This window comes from Syntrophaceticus schinkii, assembly GCF_000946815.1.
Taxonomy (GTDB): Bacteria; Bacillota; DSM-12270; order Thermacetogeniales; family Thermacetogeniaceae; genus Syntrophaceticus; species Syntrophaceticus schinkii.
This window is the reverse complement of record NZ_CDRZ01000259.1, coordinates 15,481-37,254: the sequence shown is the minus strand read 5'-3', so window position 1 is coordinate 37,254 and position 21,774 is coordinate 15,481. Positions and strand designations below refer to the sequence as shown.

At 45.6% G+C, this 21,774-nt stretch carries 21 protein-coding genes, 1 tRNA gene and 1 other annotated feature; of the genes, 20 read left to right on the top strand and 2 right to left on the bottom strand.

What is annotated here, in order from left to right:
- Positions 1-30: 30 nt before the first annotated feature.
- The 19 genes from cooS to SSCH_RS12060 all read left to right on the top strand — a co-directional run bounded on the left by cooS (position 31) and on the right by SSCH_RS12060 (position 20,300).
- Positions 31-2,067, top strand: a complete 2,037-nt coding sequence (cooS, locus tag SSCH_RS12140; RefSeq protein WP_044665690.1) for an anaerobic carbon-monoxide dehydrogenase catalytic subunit — start codon at positions 31-33, stop codon at positions 2,065-2,067.
- Positions 2,068-2,207: 140 nt separating this feature from the next.
- Positions 2,208-4,316 (top strand): acetyl-CoA decarbonylase/synthase complex subunit alpha/beta, encoded by a 2,109-nt coding sequence (gene acsB / locus SSCH_RS12135; RefSeq protein WP_332306936.1) that lies wholly within the window; start codon positions 2,208-2,210, stop codon positions 4,314-4,316.
- A gap of 95 nt (positions 4,317-4,411) precedes the next feature.
- Positions 4,412-5,734, top strand: a complete 1,323-nt coding sequence (gene acsC / locus SSCH_RS12130) for an acetyl-CoA decarbonylase/synthase complex subunit gamma (RefSeq protein WP_044665689.1) — start codon at positions 4,412-4,414, stop codon at positions 5,732-5,734.
- Positions 5,735-5,792: 58 nt separating this feature from the next.
- On the top strand, positions 5,793-6,536 hold the full coding sequence (locus SSCH_RS12125; RefSeq protein WP_044665688.1) for an ATP-binding protein: 744 nt from the start codon (positions 5,793-5,795) through the stop codon (positions 6,534-6,536).
- A gap of 20 nt (positions 6,537-6,556) precedes the next feature.
- Complete coding sequence (locus SSCH_RS12120; RefSeq protein ID WP_044665687.1) at positions 6,557-7,531, top strand: acetyl-CoA decarbonylase/synthase complex subunit delta; 975 nt, start codon at positions 6,557-6,559, stop codon at positions 7,529-7,531.
- Between the two features lie 50 nt (positions 7,532-7,581).
- Positions 7,582-8,376 (top strand): methyltetrahydrofolate cobalamin methyltransferase, encoded by a 795-nt coding sequence (locus SSCH_RS12115; protein WP_044665686.1) that lies wholly within the window; start codon positions 7,582-7,584, stop codon positions 8,374-8,376.
- 104 nt (positions 8,377-8,480) lie between these two features.
- Positions 8,481-8,630 carry a hypothetical protein gene (locus tag SSCH_RS18375; protein ID WP_156972263.1) on the top strand — a complete coding sequence of 50 codons (150 nt, stop codon included), beginning with the start codon at positions 8,481-8,483 and terminating at the stop codon, positions 8,628-8,630.
- Positions 8,602-10,206 (top strand): hydrogenase iron-sulfur subunit, encoded by a 1,605-nt coding sequence (locus SSCH_RS12110; RefSeq protein WP_044665685.1) that lies wholly within the window; start codon positions 8,602-8,604, stop codon positions 10,204-10,206. Before SSCH_RS18375 ends, SSCH_RS12110 begins: the two co-directional genes overlap by 29 nt.
- Complete coding sequence (locus SSCH_RS12105) at positions 10,203-10,874, top strand: methylenetetrahydrofolate reductase C-terminal domain-containing protein (protein WP_044665684.1); 672 nt, start codon at positions 10,203-10,205, stop codon at positions 10,872-10,874. The genes SSCH_RS12110 and SSCH_RS12105 overlap by 4 nt, the downstream gene beginning before the upstream one ends.
- The gene (locus SSCH_RS12100; RefSeq protein ID WP_084711150.1) at positions 10,861-11,802 is read left to right on the top strand and encodes a methylenetetrahydrofolate reductase; all 942 of its coding nucleotides are present in this window, start codon (positions 10,861-10,863) and stop codon (positions 11,800-11,802) included. Before SSCH_RS12105 ends, SSCH_RS12100 begins: the two co-directional genes overlap by 14 nt.
- Before the next feature lie 27 nt (positions 11,803-11,829).
- Positions 11,830-12,864, top strand: a complete 1,035-nt coding sequence (locus SSCH_RS12095; protein ID WP_044665683.1) for an FAD-dependent oxidoreductase — start codon at positions 11,830-11,832, stop codon at positions 12,862-12,864.
- A 103-nt stretch (positions 12,865-12,967) separates the two neighbouring features.
- Positions 12,968-13,597: a hypothetical protein gene (locus SSCH_RS12090; RefSeq protein WP_156972262.1), complete on the top strand. Its 630-nt coding sequence runs from the start codon at positions 12,968-12,970 to the stop codon at positions 13,595-13,597.
- Positions 13,598-13,610: 13 nt separating this feature from the next.
- Positions 13,611-13,828, top strand: a binding site (T-box leader).
- Positions 13,829-13,872: 44 nt separating this feature from the next.
- On the top strand, positions 13,873-15,066 hold the full coding sequence (locus SSCH_RS12085) for an aminotransferase class I/II-fold pyridoxal phosphate-dependent enzyme (protein WP_198142436.1): 1,194 nt from the start codon (positions 13,873-13,875) through the stop codon (positions 15,064-15,066).
- 284 nt (positions 15,067-15,350) lie between these two features.
- Entirely contained in the window at positions 15,351-16,154 is an 804-nt protein-coding gene (locus tag SSCH_RS12080; protein WP_198142435.1) for a DnaD domain-containing protein, read from the top strand.
- 18 nt (positions 16,155-16,172) lie between these two features.
- Positions 16,173-16,490 (top strand): hypothetical protein, encoded by a 318-nt coding sequence (locus SSCH_RS19465; protein WP_052835616.1) that lies wholly within the window; start codon positions 16,173-16,175, stop codon positions 16,488-16,490.
- A gap of 31 nt (positions 16,491-16,521) precedes the next feature.
- Positions 16,522-16,965, top strand: coding sequence for an ATP-binding protein (locus SSCH_RS19460; RefSeq protein WP_052835615.1), 444 nt, complete (start codon positions 16,522-16,524; stop codon positions 16,963-16,965).
- A 29-nt stretch (positions 16,966-16,994) separates the two neighbouring features.
- Complete coding sequence (gene speE / locus SSCH_RS12070; RefSeq protein WP_044665697.1) at positions 16,995-17,834, top strand: polyamine aminopropyltransferase; 840 nt, start codon at positions 16,995-16,997, stop codon at positions 17,832-17,834.
- Between the two features lie 68 nt (positions 17,835-17,902).
- Complete coding sequence (gene hisC / locus SSCH_RS12065; RefSeq protein WP_084711148.1) at positions 17,903-19,207, top strand: histidinol-phosphate transaminase; 1,305 nt, start codon at positions 17,903-17,905, stop codon at positions 19,205-19,207.
- 187 nt (positions 19,208-19,394) lie between these two features.
- A complete protein-coding gene (locus SSCH_RS12060; protein ID WP_044665679.1) occupies positions 19,395-20,300 on the top strand; it encodes a hypothetical protein in 906 nt (301 codons plus the stop codon).
- 14 nt (positions 20,301-20,314) lie between these two features.
- On the opposite strand, the gene SSCH_RS12055 is transcribed toward SSCH_RS12060, so the two are convergent.
- Positions 20,315-20,389 (bottom strand) — tRNA-Arg (locus SSCH_RS12055).
- Positions 20,390-20,495: 106 nt separating this feature from the next.
- On the opposite strand from SSCH_RS12055, the gene SSCH_RS12050 reads away from it, so the two are divergent.
- Entirely contained in the window at positions 20,496-21,143 is a 648-nt protein-coding gene (locus SSCH_RS12050; RefSeq protein WP_052835614.1) for a DUF3786 domain-containing protein, read from the top strand.
- 208 nt (positions 21,144-21,351) lie between these two features.
- On the opposite strand, the gene SSCH_RS12045 is transcribed toward SSCH_RS12050, so the two are convergent.
- The gene (locus tag SSCH_RS12045; RefSeq protein ID WP_044665678.1) at positions 21,352-21,741 is read right to left on the bottom strand and encodes a TIGR04086 family membrane protein; all 390 of its coding nucleotides are present in this window, start codon (positions 21,739-21,741) and stop codon (positions 21,352-21,354) included.
- Positions 21,742-21,774 lie beyond the last annotated feature (33 nt).

Genomic DNA, 21,774 nt, shown 5'->3' with positions numbered 1-21,774 from the left:
ACTGAATTTTAATCAAAGGGGGTTAAATGTATGCCGAGATTTAGTGATACCTCTCTGCAGAATTCCAAACCGTCGGTGGATCGGAAAAACAGGAAAAAGAATGTCAAGGATATTAAGCGTACCAACGATCCCGCGGCACTAGAAATGCTCGATTACACCATTGAAAATAACATTATCACGGCATTTGACCGCTGGTCGGCCCAGCAGCCACAGTGTGCTTTTGGGTACCAGGGGATCTGTTGCCGCATCTGCTTTGCTGGCCCCTGCCGGATCAAGGGTCTTGAGGGACCTGGCAGCATGGGCATCTGCGGAGCCAAAGACTACACGATTGTAGCCCGTAATGCTATCAGGATGATGGCAGGTGGAGCATCCGCTCACTCTGACCATGGTCGTGAGCTTGTTGAAGTTTTGTATCATATGAGTGAGGGGAAAGCACCTGATTATGAAATCAGGGATGCCGACAAACTGAAATGTGTGGCTAAAAAGATCGGCCTGGAAATCGAAGGCAAAACAGATATTGAGCTGGCCAAGGAAGTTGCACTGGCCGCCTTTGAGGACTATGGTCGCCATACTTCTGAGGGAACTACATTCCTGAAGGCCAATCTCTGCGAGAAGCGTATTAAAAAATATGAAGAGACTGACACAATGCCCAGGGCCATTGACCGGGAAGTTGTTGAGGTTATGCACCGCACCCATGTCGGTGTGGACGCAGATCCGGTCAACTTGATTTTTGGCGGAGTTAAATGCTCCTTGGCTGACTTAACAGGTGAGCAGATCTCTACAGATATATCTGATATCCTCTTCGGGACTCCGAAGCCGGTGATGAGTGAGGCCAACCTGGGGGTTATTGAGCCGGACAAGGTGAACATTATTCTTCACGGCCACAACCCTGTCTTAAGCCAGATGGTAGTGGATACCGCACGTGAACTGGAAGATGAGGCTAAGGCCGCAGGTGCTGCAGGAATCCAGCTTTCCGGTATCTGCTGTACAGGCAATGAGGTCCTGATGCGCAACGGTGTTCCTATCGCCACCAGCTACATGGCTCAGGAGCTTGCCATCGCAACAGGTGCTGTTGATGTCTGTGTCGTTGACGTGCAGTGCATCATGCCTGGCCTACGCAATGTTTGTGAGTGCTTCAATACCAAACTGGTAACAACTATGGCAATATCCAAGATCCCGGGTTCCTATCACTTTTCCTTTGAAGATGCCAAGGCCAAACAAAGTGCAGAGGGCATCATCAGACTGGCCATAGAAACCTTTAAGCAGCGCAAGGAATCTGGACGCCCTGTGCAGGTACCGCAGTTTAAGAACAAACTGATGGCTGGCTTTAGCTTTGAGGCTCTGTTGGACCTCTTTGCAGCCATCAATCCCGATAATCCTATCAAGGTACTCACAGATGCTATTATTGATGGTGAGATCACCGGTGTCTGTGCCCTGGCTGGCTGCAACAACCTGGAAGCTGTTTATGAGAAGAGCCATACCGATATCATCAAAGAACTGGCCAAGAATGATGTTTTCATGGTTGGTACCGGCTGTGTGATGCAGGCCGCTGCCAAACAGGGCCTTATGAATTATGAGGCAGTTGAAGAATATGCAGGCCCGGGTCTTAAGAAGTTTATCGACAGGCTGTATGAGGCCAACAAGGATAAACTGCCGGACAAACTGCCATTGACCTTCCATATGGGATCCTGTGTTGATAACAGCCGTATCTTCAACCTCTGGACAGCTATGGCTAATGAGTATGGTGTAGACGTTCCGAAGGTACCGTTTGTTGCCACCGCTCCTGAAGGTATGAGTGAGAAGGCTGTGGCGATCGGTACCTGGGTGATCGCCAGTGGTATTCCCTGCCATGTGGGTGCTATGCCTCCGTTGGAGGGCAGCAACCTGGTGTGGAGTGTTGTTACCTGCATCGCCCATGATGTCTTTGGCGGCAACTTCATCCTGGAGACAGATCCTCAGGTAGCGGCTCAGAAGCTGATTGAAGCTGTCAAGTACCGTGCCTGGAAGTTGAAGATTCACATGAAGACTGCCGAAGAGTACGGAACAGATCTCTGCCAGGCATTTTAGGAGAACCTAGAGGAAAGGGGGATAAAATATGTCGACAGCATGGAAAGTAGATAGACAATCTTTTGAAGAGATTTATGAAGGTTCCATAGAACCGGGTAAAGAGCCGAAAAAATTAATTTCGGCAGGCATTAGAGGGAACCATTGTAGCCCTCAGTTATGCTGAAATCCTGCTCAACAAGGCGATCAAGGATTATGGTGATGATCACCCAGTTGGGTATGGTGGCGAAACGGCTTACTTCATTCCGGCAATTAGAGCTCTCAGTGGTGTGGAAGTTACCAAATTGGGTGAGTTTGTACCCATTCTCAACAAAATGAGGGACCTGGTGCGTTCGGAGCTTACTCTGGAAAACGCACTTCAGTGGGGCGAGTCAGTAATTCATGCCGCAGAAATCATCGAAGCAGTCAGATATGCTACCGGTGCACATGAAGCGCCTCCCAAACCCTGGACTGGTTTTATTCCGGACACCTATGTACGGAAATGGGGTATCAAGCACGTTGACTGGACGATCCCGGGTGAGGTAGTTATCGTTGGGCGTTTCCGTACCTCCGAAGACGCCATTCGGATTGTCAACAAACTGGTACAGAAGGGCTTTATGCTCTTCCTGGTGGATGAAGTTATTGAGCAGTTGTTGGAACAAGGCTACAAGTTTGATATTGATGGTTGGCCTATCTATCCGTTGGGTAACTTTACACAGGTTATTCACGCGGTTAACTACGCCCTGCGTGCATCATCAATCTTCCCCGGTATCCCGGCGGGAGACAAATTCAATCACAGGAACTACCAGCGTGACCGTATCCTCGTTTACGTGATGGCACTGGGTGAGCGGGATATCGTCAAGGTAGCTGCCTGCTTTGCTGCCATCTATCTTGGCTTCCCGGTCCTGGTGGACCAGCCGCTGGAAGAGGATGAAATCTGGAAAGACTGGTACTTCTATGTAGATGACTACGATGAAATGATGCAGGAAGGCATCGAGGTGCGCGGGATCAAGATTACCGCCATCGAAATCGATGTTCCCATCGCACATGGGCCTGCCTTTGAGGGTGAGGCCATTCGTAGGGCTGAGATGTTTGTGGAGTTCGGCGGCGGCCGTTCCAAAGCCTGCGAACTGGTTAAGATGGTGGACCAGGATGAAATCACAGATGGCAAGATCGAGATCATTGGACCTGACATCGCTGATATGGAAGAAGGCAAAGCCTATCCGATGGGCATTGTGATCAAGGTCTATGGCCGTAAATTCCAGTCCGATTTTGAGCCGGTTCTGGAGCGCCGCATCCACTACTTCATGAACTATGGTGAAGGTGTCTGGCACATGGGCCAGAGGGACCAGAACTGGATGCGTATCAGTAAAGGCGCCAAAGAGGCAGGCTTTACACTCAACGACCTGGGCAAGATTATGTACGCCTACTTCAAGAAGGAATACGCTGCTATTGTTGACAGACTGGAAGTAAACCTGATCACAGATGAGGCTGAAGTGGATAAAGCCATTGAAGAGGCAACCGCAAAGTATAAAACACGTGACGACAGACTTGCAACACTGCGTGATGATGCAGTTGAGGAATTCTACACCTGCACTCTCTGCCAGTCCTTTGCCCCGACTCACATCTGCTTTGTTTCACCTGAGCGGACAGGACTCTGTGGTGCGGTAAGCTGGCTTGATGCCAAGGCCACCTTTGAGATCGACCCGACCGGTGTTTGCCAGCCCATTGATATTACAGAGAAGAATATCATCGACCCTGTCCTCGGCGAATGGTCCACAATCAACGAAGAAGCTGCTGCCAGGACTCAGGGTAAAACCACTGAGGTCTGCATGTACACCATGATGGACCGCCCGATGACGACGTGCGGTTGCTGTGAGTGTATCCTCGCCCTGGTTCCCGAGTGCAACGGCTTTATGGTTACAACCCGTGAGCACAAGGGAATGACCCCTGTAGGCATGACCTTCTCCACACTGGCTGGAATGGTCGGCGGCGGCAACCAGACCCCGGGCTTCCTCGGACTCGGTCGCCTCTACCTGGTGAGCAAGAAGTTCCTGCCTGCTGATGGTGGATTAGGTAGAATTATCTGGCTACCCAAGGAACTCAAGGATGAACTGGCTGACCAGCTGAATGAGCGAGGTAAGGAAGAAGGCTTCGGAGACAACTTCGCAGATATGATCGCTGATGAAACAGTCGGCGAAACACCGGATGAAATAATGCCCTATCTTGAGGAAAAGGGACATCCAGCTCTAACAATGGATTCCTTGTTCTAAGGTAAAGATACCAGGTTTTGGAGCCGCCTATTTCAGATGGCGGCTCCAAATCCGGTTTCTTTAAAAGAAGAAAACAATAGAAAGGAGAAGTGACAATGGGTTTAACAGGACTAGCTATTTTTAAGCTGCTACCAAAGACAAACTGCAAAGAGTGTGGTGTACCCACATGCATGGCTTTCGCAATGGCTTTGGCATCAGGAAAAGCGACACTCGATCAGTGCCCCTATGTTTCTGATGAAGCCAAGGAAGCCCTGGATTCAGCAACTGCTCCACCGATCAAGCTTGTTAAAGCGGGGGCGGGGGACAATGTGCTGGAGATGGGTGATGAGCAGGTTATGTTCCGTCATGACAAGACCTTCTATCATCCCACAGGTATTTTTATCGAGGTAGCAGACAATGCTGATGTAGCAGCAAAAGTCGATGAGATCAACGGACTGGCTTTTGAACGTGTCGGCCAGAAGTATGTGGTCGATGGTGTAGCAGTTGTCAATGCATCAGGCAATGCAGATACCTTCAAGGACGCAGTTGCTGCTGCAGCAGGAAAGACCGATAAGGTTTTACTTTTGGTGAGTGAGGACGCCGCGGCGATGGAGGCTGCTGCAGCTGGAGTAGCGGACAGAAAACCGATCCTTTATGCTGCAAATGCTGATAACTATGAGAAAATGGTGGAAGTCGCCAAGAAGATCGGTGCACCTCTGGTAGTTAAGGGCAAAAACCTCGATGATGTTGCTGACCTGGCAGGCAAGGTAGGCTACAAAGAATTGATCCTCGATTCAGGTGAGCGCGAGACCTCGAAGGTTATTGCTGATCTGACACAGATCCGCCGTCAGGCTATCAAGAAACGCTTCCGGCCCTTCGGGTATCCTACAATTGCCTTCACCACAGAAGAGGATCCCTACCTGGAGGCCATGCAGGCACAGGCATATGTTGCCAAATACGCCAGCATCGTAGTGATGAAGACCACAGAACTGGCCAGCTTGCTTACTCTGTTCAGCTGGAGAAGCAACCTCTTTACCGACCCGCAGAAGCCGATTGCAGTAGAGCCTGGTATTTATGCTATTGGTGATGTTACACCTGATTCCCCGGTCTACATTACAACCAACTTCTCTCTGACCTTCTACACTGTCCAGACTGAAGTTGAATCCACCAGGCTGCCCAGTTACCTGATTGCTTTCGAGACAGAGGGATTATCAGTGTTAACAGCATGGGCTGGCGGCAAGTTTATCGGTGAGGAGATCGGACCCTGGCTGAAGGACGCGGATATCAACGAAAAGGTCAGTCACAAGCAGTTGATCATCCCCGGTGGTGTAGCAGCTATCAAGGGTAAGATCGAGGAGCTCTCCGGTTGGGAAGTTATTGTTGGACCGCGTGAGGCTAACGGGATCAGTTCCTTTGCTAAGCTTAAATTAGGTGCATAAATAATTAACAACTGGCCGGTGACGGACACTTTTGCAGAAAAGAAAGGGCGTTTAATAAATGGCAAAACACATAGCAATGGCAGGAAAGGGTGGGACAGGCAAGACCACCGTCGCAGCACTCTTAATCAAGCACCTTGTTGAACAAAAAAAGGGTGCAATTCTAGCAGTTGATGCAGATGCCAACGCCAATCTCAACGAGGCATTAGGATATGAGGTACCAAACACCATATCCTCCATCCTTGTTGATATGAAAAAAGGCAATGTTCCTACCGGAATGCCTAAAGAAACGTACCTGCAGTTCGAACTACACCGAGCCCTTATCGAAACTGAATATGTTGATCTTCTGGTAATGGGAGGGCCACAAGGGCCAGGATGTTACTGTTTTCCAACTGATATATTGAAACGACATTTAGCGAACTTGGACAGAAGTTATGACTACATGGTAGTCGATAATGAAGCGGGGATGGAACACATCAGCCGCCAAACAATTGAAGATGTTGATATTTTGCTGGTGATTTCCGATGCCACAGCAAAGGGTGTGCGTACAGCCGGAAGGATATACAAACTGGCAAAGTCTTTAAACATCAAGATCAGCGATGCATACCTGATTATCACAAAGACATCTGATCCAGCACCCCTTCAGAGTGAGATTAAGGCTACCGGGCTAAAACTGCTCGGAGTCGTTCCAAACGATTCAATGATCTTGGATTACGATCTGAAGGGCAAACCGATGCTGGATTTACCGGCTGACAGCCCCGCAGTTCAAGCGACACGTGAAATGTTTGGTAAACTACCACTTTAGTTAAGAAAGGAGAGTAAACTATGCCGGTAGAAATTCTAAAAGAAAAATTTACAGGCACAGTTCAGGAAGTAGTGCTCGGCGCAACTAAGGAAGAAGGCGGAACAAGAGCGAAAACCGTGAAGTTAGGCGGCAGTTCTACACTTCCTTTTCTCCAGTACGAAGGCGATATTCCGAACCGCCCAGCCATTGCTTTCGAAATCTGGGATATTGAGCCTGATTGGAACGAGGCTTTTAACGAATCTTATGGTGATGTTTGGAAAGACCCGGTAGCCTGGGCAAAGAAAGTCGAGGAACTGGGTGCAGATATCATCTACTTGAAGCTAAAAGGTGCAGATCCTGAGTTGGACAATCCGAAATCTCCGGATGATTGTGCAAAAATCGTCAAGGCTGTCCTGGAAAACACCGGTGCTCCCTTGATGGTAGAGGGCCCCGGACACCCGGAAGCGGACAATGATGTGCTTCAGGCTGTGGGAGAAGCAGCAGCAGGGGAAAACATAGCCTTAGGACTTGCGGAAAAGGACAACTACCGCTCTATCGCAGCTGCAGCCATGATGGGCAAGCACTGCGTTATCGGACGTTCACCTGTTGACATTAACATTTTGAAACAGTTGAACATCATGATCACAGAGATGGGTATTGCCCCGAACAAGATTATCAATGACCCCATGTCCAGTGGTCTGGGCTATGGTATTGAATATTCCTACTCTATTATGGAGCGTGCTCGCTGGGGTGCCTTGATCGGTGACAAGATGATGGCTTTTCCGGTAATCTGTGTTGCCGGTGCAGAAGCATGGAGAGCAAAAGAAGCAAATGCTCCTCTAGAGGATGCAGGCCCTGGTTGGGGTGAGCAGAAACCAAGAGGAATCATGTGGGAGGCAATGACTGCGGCAGCACTTATACAGGCAGGAGGGGACCTCATTTTGATGAGACACCCGGAAGCCGTCAAACTGCTGAATAAGCACATTGATGACCTCATGAAACCGAATCTCTATTAGATTGTTGGCCAAAGTGAGAGGTTTTCAATAATACCAAAGGAGGTAAGCCCATGGCCTTTTATATGATTGGTGAGAGAATCAACGGTATGTTTAATGATATCGGTGAAGCTGTTGCCAAGTTTGACCCCAAACCGATTCAGGATTGGGCAAAAAAGCAGGATGAAGCCGGCGCTGCGTATCTCGATATCAACGTTGGCCCAACAGCAGTCGACCGTGTCAAGTCAATGCGCTGGATGTGTGAGCTTGTCACAGAGGTCAGTGATACCCCGATTGCTCTTGACTCCACAAACTATGATGCCATTGAAGCAGGACTGGAAGTCTGCAAACCTGGTGCATTGATTAACTCCTGCCCTGCGGAAAGAGCTAAAATCGAGCGTGTCTTCCCGATGGCTAAGAAATACAATGCCAAGATCATTGCCTTGACCATGGACAAGTCCGGTATTCCAAAGAGTGCTGATATGCGTGTAGGATTTGCAATGGAGCTTGTAGCATCAGCTGATGAGTTTGGTCTTGCTCCGGATGATCTGTTCATCGACCCGCTCATTCTGCCTTGCAACGTGGCACAGGATCATGCCCCGGAAGTTCTGGAGGCCCTGCGCCAGATCAGACTGCTGTCTGATCCGGCACCACATACAACATTAGGGCTGAGCAACGTTTCCCAGGGCACCCCGTTCCGTCCGTTGATCAACCGTATCTACTGCGTTATGGCGATGACCTGCGGGCTCGACTCTGCGATTATGGATGTCAACGATGATGAACTGGTAGATGCCATTGCATCTGCAGATATGCTGCTCAACGAGGCAATTTACTGCGATTCATATGCAAAGGTGTTCCGTAACAGGTAATCGAATGAAATCTGGTAAGGTCCCGTCTTCATGGCGGGACCTTACTAAAATTTTATAAAGGGAGGAGGTGTAATCAAAGTTTTTCATTAAGAGGGGGAAACTCAATGAGCAAAAACTTTAATATCAGATTGGGAATTTACCTCTGTGGCTGTGAAGGAAAATTGGCTCAGTCTATTGGTCTGAATAAGGTTAAGACTGTAATTCAAAAACGAGGTGTTGCTACAGATGCAGGATCGCGGCGCGGTTGTTTATGAAGAGCTTAATGTGCTCCCGGAGGTCCTGGTGATAGGTTGTGGAACAGAAGGGGCCGCTGTTGCTCTTGCTGTTAGCGAAAGCCAACCGGTTACCGTGATCGACAATGATTCATCCCGGGACGGTATTTCCCTCATAGAAGGGAAGAAAAATATTACTGTTAATACTGGTGTTAAGGTAATGGGGCTTGAAGGATTTCCGGGTCAATTTTTAGTGCGCTTTCTGGACAACGGAAAGCATGCAAAACAAAATTTCGGGGCCATTGTTGTTGCGCTTGAAGCTCAACCTAGTTATGATCCAGCCAAATATGACGGTGTGAAACTGGGAGAGCGCATCCTGAGCCTATCTCAATTTCAAAAGAATAACAGGGATTATGCCGGCCAGAAGTTGGCCTTTATTTTAGGACAAGCGGACCAAGATTCTCTGCTTTCCTTTGCCACAGTACTTTCCAGTGCTATTGCTCTCCAAGAAAAGGGAGCTGATGTCAGTATATTATATGATGATATGAAGGTATCAGCCGACGATCTGGAGCAGGATTATGAGCTGGCAAGGGCCCGAGGTGTTAATTTCTTAAAGTATAGCGGCGATCTTCAGATCATTACAACAAAAGTTGCTGCAACAGTATTATATTGGGAACCATTTTTACCACAGATTAAACAGATTAGACTTGTATCAGATTGCCTGGTACTGGCGGAGGACTATATTCCAAATCCCGGTACCGCTGATCTGGCAGTTGCCCTTGATGTACGAACAGGCCCAGGTGGATTTTTCCAGGACGACAATGTTCACTTCCTTCCAGTAATGTCGAATCGCGAAGGGATCTATTTTGCCGGAAGCTGTCATGGTCCCATACACGGTATCGAACTGGACAAGGAAGTTGAAACTGTTAAAGCTGAAGTGGGCCGGTTTGCGTCAGGAAAAATACGGGTACCAGCCTTGCAACCCCAGGTAAATGCCGAAAAATGTGCTGTTTGCCTGACGTGCTACAGGTGCTGTCCCCATCATGCCATCGAAATAGTTCATGATGAATCTCTAAACAATATGTACCACTCTGCAGCTCGTATGAACCCCTTAGCATGCCGTCGTTGTGGTACATGTGCGGCAGAATGCCCTGGAAAGGCTATCCAGCTGCCATTATACTCGGATCAGGAGATATTAGAAAAAGTATCAAAGCCTCCTAAATTAGTAGCATATGCTTGTGAAAATTCCGGTTCGCTGGCAGCGGAATATGCCAGGAGCTTGCAGCCCGAGCTACAAGCAAACTTACAGATCGTTCCGGTTCCTTGCTCCGGAAAAATAGATGCACTTTATCTGATCAAGGCTTTAGAGCGAGGGGCCGACGGAGTGATGCTGCTTGTTTGCCATAAGGAGAATTGCAAATACGTTTGGGGAAATGAGCGAGCAGACAAACGCAAAGAACAGGTACAAAGGCGGCTTGCAGAGATTGGTCTGGAGGGCGACCGTGTAGAGATTATACATTTGGCTGCAAACCAGGGAAACCAGTTCAATACATCCGTACGTTCGATGGTTGATAAAATAAATCAGTTAGGATCAAATCCGGGGAAGGTGATAAAATGATCGTTGTTGAGAATAAATCTGTTGAAGATATCCTTCAGATGATCGCCCCATATAAAAAAGTATTAGTAGCAGGTTGCTATGGCTGTGTCACCGTCTGCCTGGCTGGAGGCGAGAAAGAGGTTGGTCTGCTGGCATCTCAGATCCGCATGGCACGTCAGAAGGAAGGCAACCCCATAGAGGTGCTGGAACAGACGGTAGAGCGCCAGTGCGACAAAGAGTATCTGGACAAGTTCCAGGATAATGTAAGAGAAGTTGAAGCTGTTGTTTCCCTGGCCTGTGGTATCGGAATTCAGTATCTGGCCGAAGTAGTTGAACCGGTTCCTGTTTTCCCGGGTGTTAACACTCAATTCCTGGGGGCTAACCGCGATGTGGGTCAGTGGGAAGAATTCTGCATGGCTTGTGGAGAATGTGTCCTGGATAAAACAGGGGGTCTATGCCCTATTGCGCGTTGTTCCAAGCATTTATTAAATGGCCCATGTGGTGGTTCTCAAAATGGGAAATGCGAGGTCTCCAAAGAAATTGACTGTGTCTGGCATTTAATTTACGAACGATTGAGTGCCCTGGGACAGCTCGAAAAGATGGCCGAATACATACCGGCTAAGAACTGGCACCGCAATGAGGGACCAAGAAAACTGGTAAAGGAGGAATTGACCCTTGAAAGAGATTAAACCTGAAAACTTGAAATCTGGAAGTAATCTGGAAAAGGTACTTGCTTCGGGTCAGTTTGCCTGTACCGGGGAAATTGGTCCACTGACCTATGCAACCTTTGATAACATTGATAAGCATGCCGAAGAGATGAGGGGTCTTGTCGACTCGGTTAACTTTACGGATAACCAGACTGCTGTTGTACGGCTTTCCAGTTGGGCAGCATCTTTGCGCTTGCTTCAATTGGGAATGGAGCCGAACTTGCAGATGGTTTGCCGTGACCGGAACCGCCTGGCAATGCAGAGCGACTTTTTAGGTGCTTATGCTCATGGCATACGCAACGTTCTCTGCTTAACTGGTGACCACCAGGCCTTCGGCAACCATCCGGGATGCAAGGGAGTATTTGACGTAGACTCTGTGCAGTTGATCCATATGCTGAAAACACTGCGTGATGATGGCTGCTTCGAATGTGGTGCGGAATGTAAAATTGCTCCCAAGTTCTTTATCGGCTGTGCTGCGAACCCCTTTGCAGATCCCTTTGAATTCCGTGTAACCCGTTTAGAAAAGAAGATCGCAGCTGGTGCCGACTTTGTACAGACCCAGTGTATCCTGGACATGGAGCGGTTTGAAAAATTCATGGAGTTGGCGAGGGAACGCGGTCTGCATGAACGGGCTCATATTTGTGCAGGAATCATGCCTGTGAAGTCACCGAGGATGGCACGCTACATGCAGACAGGAGTACCTGGCATGATCGTGTCAGAGGAGTTCTGCCAGCGTCTAGAAAAGGCGGAGGATGGAAAAGCAGAAGCAGTTGAAATCTCAGTCGAATACATCAACCGGTGCAGGGAAATGGAAGGTGTAGACGGAGTTCATGTGATGGCGGTAGCCTGGGAGTCTATTGTACCTACAGTGGTAGAAAAGGCCGGTCTTCTGCCCAGGCCGACATTTTAACAGTGCGGGCAATGGGAGGGGTGCAATTTGGAAAAGAATAAGGTACTAGTAATCGGTGGTGGTACCGCAGGAATGACCAGCGCTCTGGAGATGGCTGAGCGTGGGATAGAGGTTGTTCTCGTCGAAAAAGACTCAGATATCGGTGGCAGGGCCGCTACCTACTGCTGCAAGGCAACTGATGAATGCAACCGTTGTGCCGCCTGTTTGGTTCTTCAGCAGAGAGATCAGGTCATACAGGAACCCAAAATTCAGGTGTACACCAATGCATCTGTAACAGAGATCGGTAAAAATGGGAAGGGATTCAAAGCTAAAGTTGTCTCAGGTAAAAAGACTCATTCTATTGAAGCCCAGGCAGTAATCATAGCAACCGGATTTGACCCATATGATCTCAGCAAGAGAAATGAATTTGCCTACGGACAGGAGAAAAATGTGATCACAGGACAGGAATTAGAAGAAGCGATCAAAGAGAAGGGGAGTATCAATGCGGCATATGGTGATGATATCAAGAAGATTGGTTTCATCCAGTGTGTAGGGAGCCGTGACCTGTCTATCGGTAACGGCTACTGCTCCAGGGTATGCTGTATGTATGCTGCCAAACTCGCCAAAATAATCCGGAAAGACCTGCCCGATGCTGAGATCGATATATTCTATATGGATTTCCAGAGCTTTGGCAAGGGATTCAGCGTATTTAAAGAAACCTTGCAGGAAACCGATAAGGTCAAACTGATCAGAGCTATTCCTTCCAAGATTTACGGTTTCCCGTATGATCGTCTAACAGTGCGGTACACCGATTCCTGTGAGGGTAAGCAGGGTGAAGATAAATATGACCTGATTGTGTTATCACTGGCCATTACTCCAACCAAGGGAAGCCAGGATATTGCCGATCAGCTGGGTATCGACCTAGACCCCTACGGTTTTATGGCAGGGGGAGAGAGCAGTGTCAAAACTGGTCAAAACGGTGTTTTCCTGGCTGGAGTGTGTCAGGGGCCAAAGGATATACCACAGACTGTTGGCCATGCTAAAGCGGCAGCAGGAGAGGCTTATCAATACCTGTGCAGGTAATATGAGAATAATTAAAATACCTCCGGGATACCCCGGAGGTATTTTTTTAGGAATATCAGCAACTGCTAAGGAATAATGATCTAAAGAGAATACACTATCATAGGTGGGGGTTATACAAGTGCGGGACGGGCAGTTGCTGGGAAAAGAGATCCTTTCTAAAATCGATATGTTGATAGAAGTTATCTTATCAGTGGAATTATCTGATGGAAAGGAAAAAATGAAATATCAAGAACAGGGAGCTGTTTTAGTAAAAGAGATCTCAGAACTATTAGCAAAATTAATTGGCCCTCGAGAAGACTATATAAAAGACGCCCTCAAGGAACTGATTGTCCAAAGAATGCCTGACCATAATATTGGCAACAGTTCTGACGATTTTAATGAATTATTTAAGTCTTTGTATCAAAGTAGTGAAAAACAGGATCTGCCTTTGGCAGTTTCTACTCCTGTAGATCCTCTCCAAAGGGCGATCAGTTATTTATTTTCCCAATTCAACATCATCAAGAACTACAGGTATCATGGCTGTTTTTTCAGCTATTATATACCTTCTCTGAAGATAGCCATTGATAATTCTGCCGTGTCACAGTGTACAGATTATGTGCGCAAGGAGTATGTCTGCCGTCAGAATGGAATTAATCTCATTTCCATCTCTTCCCGTGAACTGCCCTGTTCACGGGAAATAGCGAGAGAAATTAAAAGGCGGCTTGACATTAATCATTCCCCTGTGCTAGAATAAAATACATATTAATGAAAAGCCGTTGAAGGGGAAGAGTAGGTGTACCCTGCTTTTGCAGCGAACCGGTGAGGGTGAAAGACCGGTATAACAGGACACTGAATGCCACCCTGGAGGTGCCTGCTGAAAGCATTTATTAAGTAAGCGTGGCCGGTTAATCCGTTATCAGAACATAAGTTGGGCACATATGAGGCCAACTAGGGTGGTACCGCGGAAAATGATCCCGTCCCTTGATATCTGGGGGCGGGATTTTTATATTGATGGGAAGGATGAGTAAAATGAAAAACAAAGATGTTGATAACCATGTTGCCGAAGTTGTGCAGACCATGCCGCATTCCGGAATCCGTAAATTTTTTGACCTGATCGAAAAAACTGATGGGGTGATCTCATTAGGGGTGGGAGAACCCGATTATATTACACCTGAAGTTATCCGTGAGGCCTGTATGAAAGCCCTGGTAGCCGGGCGGACTAAATACACTTCTAACTGTGGGCTGCCTGTACTACGTGAAGAAATTTCCTGCTATCTGAAAACAAGATTTAAAGTGGATTACACCGCGGAGCAAATTTTAGTTACTGTAGGGGTAAGTGAAGCGGTAGACCTTGCCCTGCGTGCCATAATAAACCCCGGAGATGAAGTATTGATTGGGGAACCCTGTTATGTCTCATACGCCCCCAATGTCGCTTTAGCGGGCGGTGTTCCTGTATTGGTTCCCGCAAGGGCCGAAGAGGAATTCAGGTTGAAAAAGAAAGACCTGATAGCGCGGATTAACGAAAGAACCAAAGCACTCCTTCTTTCATATCCAAATAACCCGACAGGTGCGATCATGGAAAGATCTGATCTGGAGGAGATAGCACAGGTTGCTAAAAATTATGATCTGCTGGTTATCTCAGATGAGGTCTATGCGGAGCTTACCTATGGTAAACAACACGCGAGCTTTGTCTCTCTACCTGGCATCAAAGAGAGAACTATACTGCTCAACGGCTTTTCCAAAGCTTTTGCCATGACTGGCTGGCGTTTAGGGTTTGCTGCGGGGCCAGATGAAATTATCAAGGCTATGTTAAAAATTCACCAGTATACCATGTTATGCGCACCGACAATGAGTCAGTTTGCCGGTTTAGCAGCACTCAGAAATGGGTTTGATTTTGTTGATGAAATGGTTTCCGAATATGACAAACGCAGGCGCATTATTGTTAATGGTTTAAGAGAATTAGGACTGCCCTGTTTTGAACCGCGAGGTGCCTTTTATGCTTTTCCCAGCATTGCAGGTACAGGAATGACCTCTGAAGAGTTTTGCGAAAATCTCTTATTTGAAGAAAAGGTAGCTGTTGTCCCAGGCAACGCCTTTGGACCCAGTGGAGAAGGGCATATCAGGTGTTGTTATGCTGCATCTCAGAGCAAGATCGAGGAGGCCTTAGAAAGGATGCAGCGTTTTCTGCGGCGTCGACAAATATCCAATGCTGCAATATTATAATAAACGAAAGAAAGGGTTTTACTTTTAGAGAGCAATTATTAATTGCTCTTTTTATTTTTGTAAAGCCATCAAAGTTATAGCCTCCTGATAGCTTACTGCCAGCAATGTTTTATTTCTTGCAGATCGATGCTTTTAAAATTATAATTACTAGGATCGGGGGTACATTGACTGCAAAGTTTTTAATAATTGACACCTGATATGGGGTGGTGTCTGTTGTTAATTCTTCCCGATCGCCTGATTAATAATCTTTTTTAGTGCAAATGGAGCAGGTTTTCACAGGTGTCTTGACTAATATATTAGTAATTAACTTTTTTATAAGAAGGATGGTTAGGATGGTAAACGGCGGTAGATTTCATATTCCAGCGCTCTTTAGCAGAGACTTTTTTGCGGAAGGATTTACAGTAATGCCCAATATATTAATTAAATACAGTGATAGATTAGGCTTAGAGGGGACAGATTTATTGATATTGTTGGCTATTTTTTATTTCCAACAGACCGGGCGGTATGAACTGGAGATCGCAGATTTTTCCCAGCTTCTACATATTCAAGAACGCCAAATTCAAGTGTCTATCGAAAAAATGCGTGATCTGGGACTGCTTACTGATATTGATCAATCTTTAGAAACCACTGGCTTGTTTGAAAAAGTAGCAGATCTCTGGGCTGAAGAGCGGATGCGGGCTGTACAGCAAAAACAGCAGGAAGCAGCAATAACAGTTCAGCTTAAAGCCGGTAAAGAACAGCTTTTATCACCTTTGATAAACATCATTAATTTATTTGAAAGAGAATTCGGGAGGGCCTTAACCCCTATTGAAATCGATCAAATAAAGAATTGGTACTGTGAGCACGGGTATGCGGAAACCTTAATCAAGGAAGCCTTGAAAAGAGCGGTCTTGCGTGGGATCTTAAACCTAAACTATATGGATAAAATTTTAGCCTCCTGGGCTAAAATGAATATTCGAACTACTCGAGAGGTAATACAATATGAAGAAAGATTCCAAGATAAAAAGAAGCGTAAAGAACAATCTGATCCGGATCAGAAAATAGCCAAGGAGCAGGATGAAAAGTTTAAAGATATATATTTAACATAAAAACAGGTAGTGTTGAAAATGAAACAGGTTACAGATATTCTAAACAATTTAAAAAAGTCCATACAGGGGAAGGAATCCAGAACCCCAACAGAAGAGAACCACAGACCGCGCTGTTCCCTTTGCCTGGACCGGGGAGTGATCATGCTTGATGGTGAAAGAGCACGCATCTGTAACTGTGTAAAGCAAAATAATTTAGAACGTCGTTACGAGTACGCAAACATCACCCCGGAAATAAAAACATACAGTTTCGAGGGATTTCAGCTCAACTATTATCAGGGGGAACGACAGAGAAAGGGCGGCACGGGTTCTTGCAGATGCTCGCCGATTTTCACATGATTATTTAATAAATCCTAACCTGCCGGGTCTATTGATCACAGGTGATGTGGGTGCCGGTAAGACGTTTATCGCAGGCTCGATTACAAACTTTTTATTGAAAGAGGGCATCCAGGTTTTATTTCTTGTTGTGCCGGATTTTCTTGATGCGATTAGATCCACTTATAGCAAAGGAACTGTTGAGGAGGATGAAGCAACCTTAATTAAGGGGGCACGCCAGGCGGAAGTTCTGGTTCTAGATGATTTAGGTGTCCACAATTATACACCCTGGACGTGCAACAAATTGTATTCTCTGCTTAATTACCGGATGAACTATCATCTTCCTGTGGTTATTACAACAAATTTAGACCTCTCTGAGATCGAAAAGTTTTTAGGAAAACGAACAACATCTAGAATTGTTCAAATGTGCAGGGTTTACCGGTTAACAGTGGATAAAGATATCAGATATCAAAAATCCGTGGAAGACAAGAATTATTAATTGAGGAGGTAGGTTTATTGGCTTTTAATATGGTTGAAAAACATAGTTCCGCTTACAGTGTTACCTGGGGTATCAATGATATCATCTACACAGAAAAAACTCCTTACCAGAAGCTTTTTATCATCGAAACTGAGGAATTCGGACGTGCCCTGGTATTAGATGACATATTACAAACAACAATTAATGATGAGTTTTATTACCATGAAATGATCGCTCATGTTCCGTTATTTACCCATGCTAATCCCCGTAGAGTGTTAATTATAGGAGGGGGAGACGGCGGAACTGCACGGGAGGTCTTGAAACATAAGTGTGTGGAACAAATAGACCTGGTCGATATCGATGAGCGTGTGATTGCTGTTTGTAGAAAATATCTTCCTGAGCTCGCCTGTTCCTTTGATAACCCCAAAGTGAATGTCCTGATCACAGATGGGGTTAAATATGTTAAAAGCCAAAAAAACAAGTATGATGTTGTCATTATCGATTCTACAGATCCCGAACCTATGGGACCTGCTGTTCAACTGTACAGCAGTGATTTTTATCAGAGCGTTTACCGTTGTTTAAATGATGATGGGCTGTTTGTTGCGCATACCGATTCCCCCTGTTTTAGTTTTGGCAGTGATAATTTTCGGGATTTCTGGCACCGAATAAATGCTTACTTCCCCTTAACAAAAGCTTATATAACCTGTGTTCCCAGCTATATCAGCGGTTACTGGAGTTTCACTTTGGGATCCAAACGCTACGACCCCATCCGGGATTATCGGCATGACACTTCCATAAAGACTCGCTTTTATACAAGTGAACTGCACAGGGCATGCTTTGTATTACCCCGTTTTATGCAGGAATTAATCGCGAAAAAACCGAAGGAATAACAGCTGGCAGGCAGGAAATCAGGCCGGTTCCGGCGAAAAGTAAAGTAATCTGAGAAGGGGGTAATGAGTTGCGAAAGATTGAGGAATTAGGGCGTCCGGCTATCTTAACACTGGATCCTTATGTCCCTGGTAAACCCATTGAAGAGGTTGAACGGGAGTTTGGAATTACAGGGGTTATCAAGATGGCTTCCAATGAAAACCCACTGGGGCCATCTCCTGCTGTTATAGAGGCCTTGAAAGCGGCGGCTCCTCGTGTATTTAATTACCCGGACAGTAATTGTTATTATTTAAAGAGGGAAATGGCGTCCTTCTATAGTTTATCTGAAGACCATTTCATATTCGGAAATGGAGCAGATGAAATAATAAAAATGATCGGAGAGGCTTTTCTAAATCCTGGGGATGAAGTAATACATGCCTGGCCCACTTTCTCCGAATATATTTTTGCCAGCAAGCTGATGGGGGCAAAACCCTGTTCTGTACCGGTAGGGGAAAACTTCAAGCATGATCTAAAGAAAATAGCGGAGCGTGTTGGGAGTAATACAAAACTAATTTTTATTTGCAACCCGAATAATCCTACAGGAACCATTATCAGCAGGCAAGAGATGCAGGAGTTCTTTGAGAAGATTCCCTCTGATATCGTAGTTGTTGTTGATGAAGCTTATTATGAATATGTAACTGATCCACAATGCTCCAGTGCAGTTGAACTGGTTGACAAAAATAGAGTAATTGTTCTGCGAACTTTTTCGAAAATCTATGGTTTAGCCGGTCTGCGTATCGGATGTGGAATAGCCAGTCCCGATCTTATATCTCTTATTAACCGTGTAAGAGAGCCGTTTAATGTTAATCTGATGGCACAGGAAGCGGCTGTTGCTGCTCTAAAGGATCAGGCTCACGTTAGTCAAAGCAAAGAATTGGTTATTGATGGGAAGGTCTACCTGTATGGCGAGTTTGAAAGGCTCGGACTGGGATATATCCCCTCAGAGACTAATTTCATTTTCGTAGATATCAAAAGGGATTCCAAGGAAGTCTTCACTGCTCTGCTGAAAGAAGGGGTAATCGTTCGTACAGGAGATATTTTTGATCGACCTAACTATATCAGGGTAACAGTGGGGACACCGGAACAAAATAAACGTTTTATTATCTGCCTGGAAAAGGTACATGGGAGAATTGGCGATAATGGAGTGACCTCTGAGAGGAGAAAAACATTGGAAGTACGCTGTGCTCTCTGTGGTAAAAAAGAAATAATAACAGATGTACACAAAGACTTCGAGCGCCTTGAAAAAAATCCGAAGACCACCTATTTCTGTGAAATGTGCCTATCAAGGGTGCAGTACGAGGCAGTAGAATATAACAAGCCAAAGAAACCCATTTGATAAAGGTGCCGAAAATATGCTCAATATGTTCCTTTTTTTATTCAGAGATTAAATATCTCTGAATTTTGTTTTTATTTAAACCCATATAAAAATTAAAACGACATTTATTCCCAGTTATCCCGAAGGATACCATCAGGCTGCTAGCGAATGTATACTCCAAATATATGGAAAAAGGAGGTTTCAGTTAGTGGCCAAGACAAAGTCTGAACGTAAATTACTAAATTCCTTGAATGATGGGTTTTTGCGTGGGAAAGATGAAGAAGAGATCTATTGGGATCTGGGTGAAGATAATCTAAATGAAGATGAACTCAAGAGGAACAGAAATCTGAATGAAAGGATTCATAATCTGGAGACTGAACTTGCGGAAAGAAATAAAATTATCAATAAAATGCGCAAGCAAAATGATGAATACATCAGGGTTCTTGAGGAAAAGGACAAGAAAATGCATGAGTCCCAGATCATAATCAAGACAATGGAAGCAAACCTGCACCAATTGGAAGGGGAGCGAAGGCAGTATTTGGAGAAAATCGAGGAATACGGAAGAGAAGTCGCTAACATACAGGATAAATATTCTATGGCTGAGGAAGATATCAAAAACCTAACAGGTCAATTAAAGGCACGCACCCAGGAAAATATTATTCTGAATAAAGAGAACAGGGATCTGCAGCGTGCAAATAACCAGATGCAGGAAAGCATCGCTCTTTTGGAGGATAATGTTCGCAAACTCAACCGGGATTTAAATCAGATCGAACCGGCTAAGATCGATATGGAAAAAAAGTATAATAGGGCATTGGAGAGTTTGCGTAAAGAGGTCAAAGCGAAACACCAGGAAATATTACGGATCGGCAGAGAGTTGACAGAAATAAAAAATGCCTACCAGGAACTTCGGCGTGTCAATGAGAATTTAGAACTGGAACTGGATATGTTGAATACCACGAACATCTCTCTTCAAAAAAAGGTAGAAAAAATAACACTTCAAAACAGCATCATGGAAAGAAAACTGCAGAATAAGCTGGTTCGCATAGTGCTTGCTCTTTGCTCTCTTTTCGGTTGGAACCCTGAACGGAAAAGCAAAAGCGCGGGGCTATCGTAATGCAGAAAATAAAATGGCGCGCCCGGCAGGAATCGAACCTGCGCACCTGGCTCCGGAGGCCAGTGCTCTATCCCCTGAGCTACGGGCGCATCAACTGATTTAATTCTATCTGGAGAACACAGAATTGTCAATCTCCTAATCCCATCCCCTATAACCAGGTTTTTTGGTATAATAAGAAATAAAGGGGGATAGGGAATGGCACAATTTAAAGAATTTAAGAATAAGACTTACTTGAACATGGATGTCACCCTGGGTATTGCACAGAAGGAGTTTGCTGAATTAGCTGAACATGATCCGCAAACTATTGCCTTCCATGCAGGGGTTAGATATTTGGATGAAGAGTCTGAGTTTATTGTTCCTTTCTTAAACGAGGAGTACCGGGTGCGTTTTCCATCGGGCGAGGTTTACCAGCAGGGCAAAGAAGTTCCGTTGGAGAAACAGATCTTGATTCTGCACTATTTGAGTTCCGCTGAGGGGGTTCCCTTAAAACATCAATGGATCTCTTTTAAAGAACTCCCATCGGGCCAAATTTACATTAATCCGTTTTACAACAGAGCTGTTCGGCCTTTGATCAAACACTTCGGTGAACAACCTGATCAGTTGATCAGGGCAGCTCTTTCTTTAGGTGGAGAAAAAGGTGATAAAGGGGATGTAAGTGTTAAAATAACTATCTTCCCAATGGTTCCCATAACCTATATCATTTGGTTGGGTGATGATGAGTTTCCACCATCAGGCAATGTTCTTTTTGATGCCTCCGCAGCAAATTATCTTCCCACCGAAGATTATGCAATGGCAAGTGGAATGGTTGTTTATGAGTTAAAGAAGCTGGCAGACAAATTATAAGCAGAAAGTTCTGCTGCTATATTATTTCATGAAAGGGGCACCTTGCACATCTTTGTTGAATATAAATAATTAAAGATTTTAACGCGAGGTGATCATCTTGAAGGTTTATTATATCAAGTTACCCCGTTTCTTGCGAGATATCCTAAAAAGATTTATCAAGTAGAAAAAAAGCGGCCTTATCTCAAGGCTGCTTTTTTAAAGATAAAGATCAAGCAAATGCAAGGCCGCAGATTCCTCCTGCTGCGGATACTAAAAGGGTGTAAAGTCCTTTAAAACCAAGAGCAATTACTGAAAGGGAGCCTGGGGAGAAGAACAAAGAGATAACCACAAAAAATATATAGTAACACAAGCCAACACCTGCCCCATAAACCAGTCCCTTTCCACCGGCTTTTTTGGCAGCCAAAAAACCGCCCAGGAAAGCACCTACCAGGTAAAAAAACGTTCCTGCCGGCTTAAGGTATAGTTCCGAAAGAGCGGAGAGATGAAAACTTAAAGCTAAAACCATGATGCTGAGAATTGCGAAGAGAATGGCAGCTGTCAAGCCGAAAAAAACGGGGTTTTCGCTGATACGAAAAATAGGGCTTTTTTCGTTATCCACTAAATACCATCCCCCTTTGCTGTTTTATGTTAT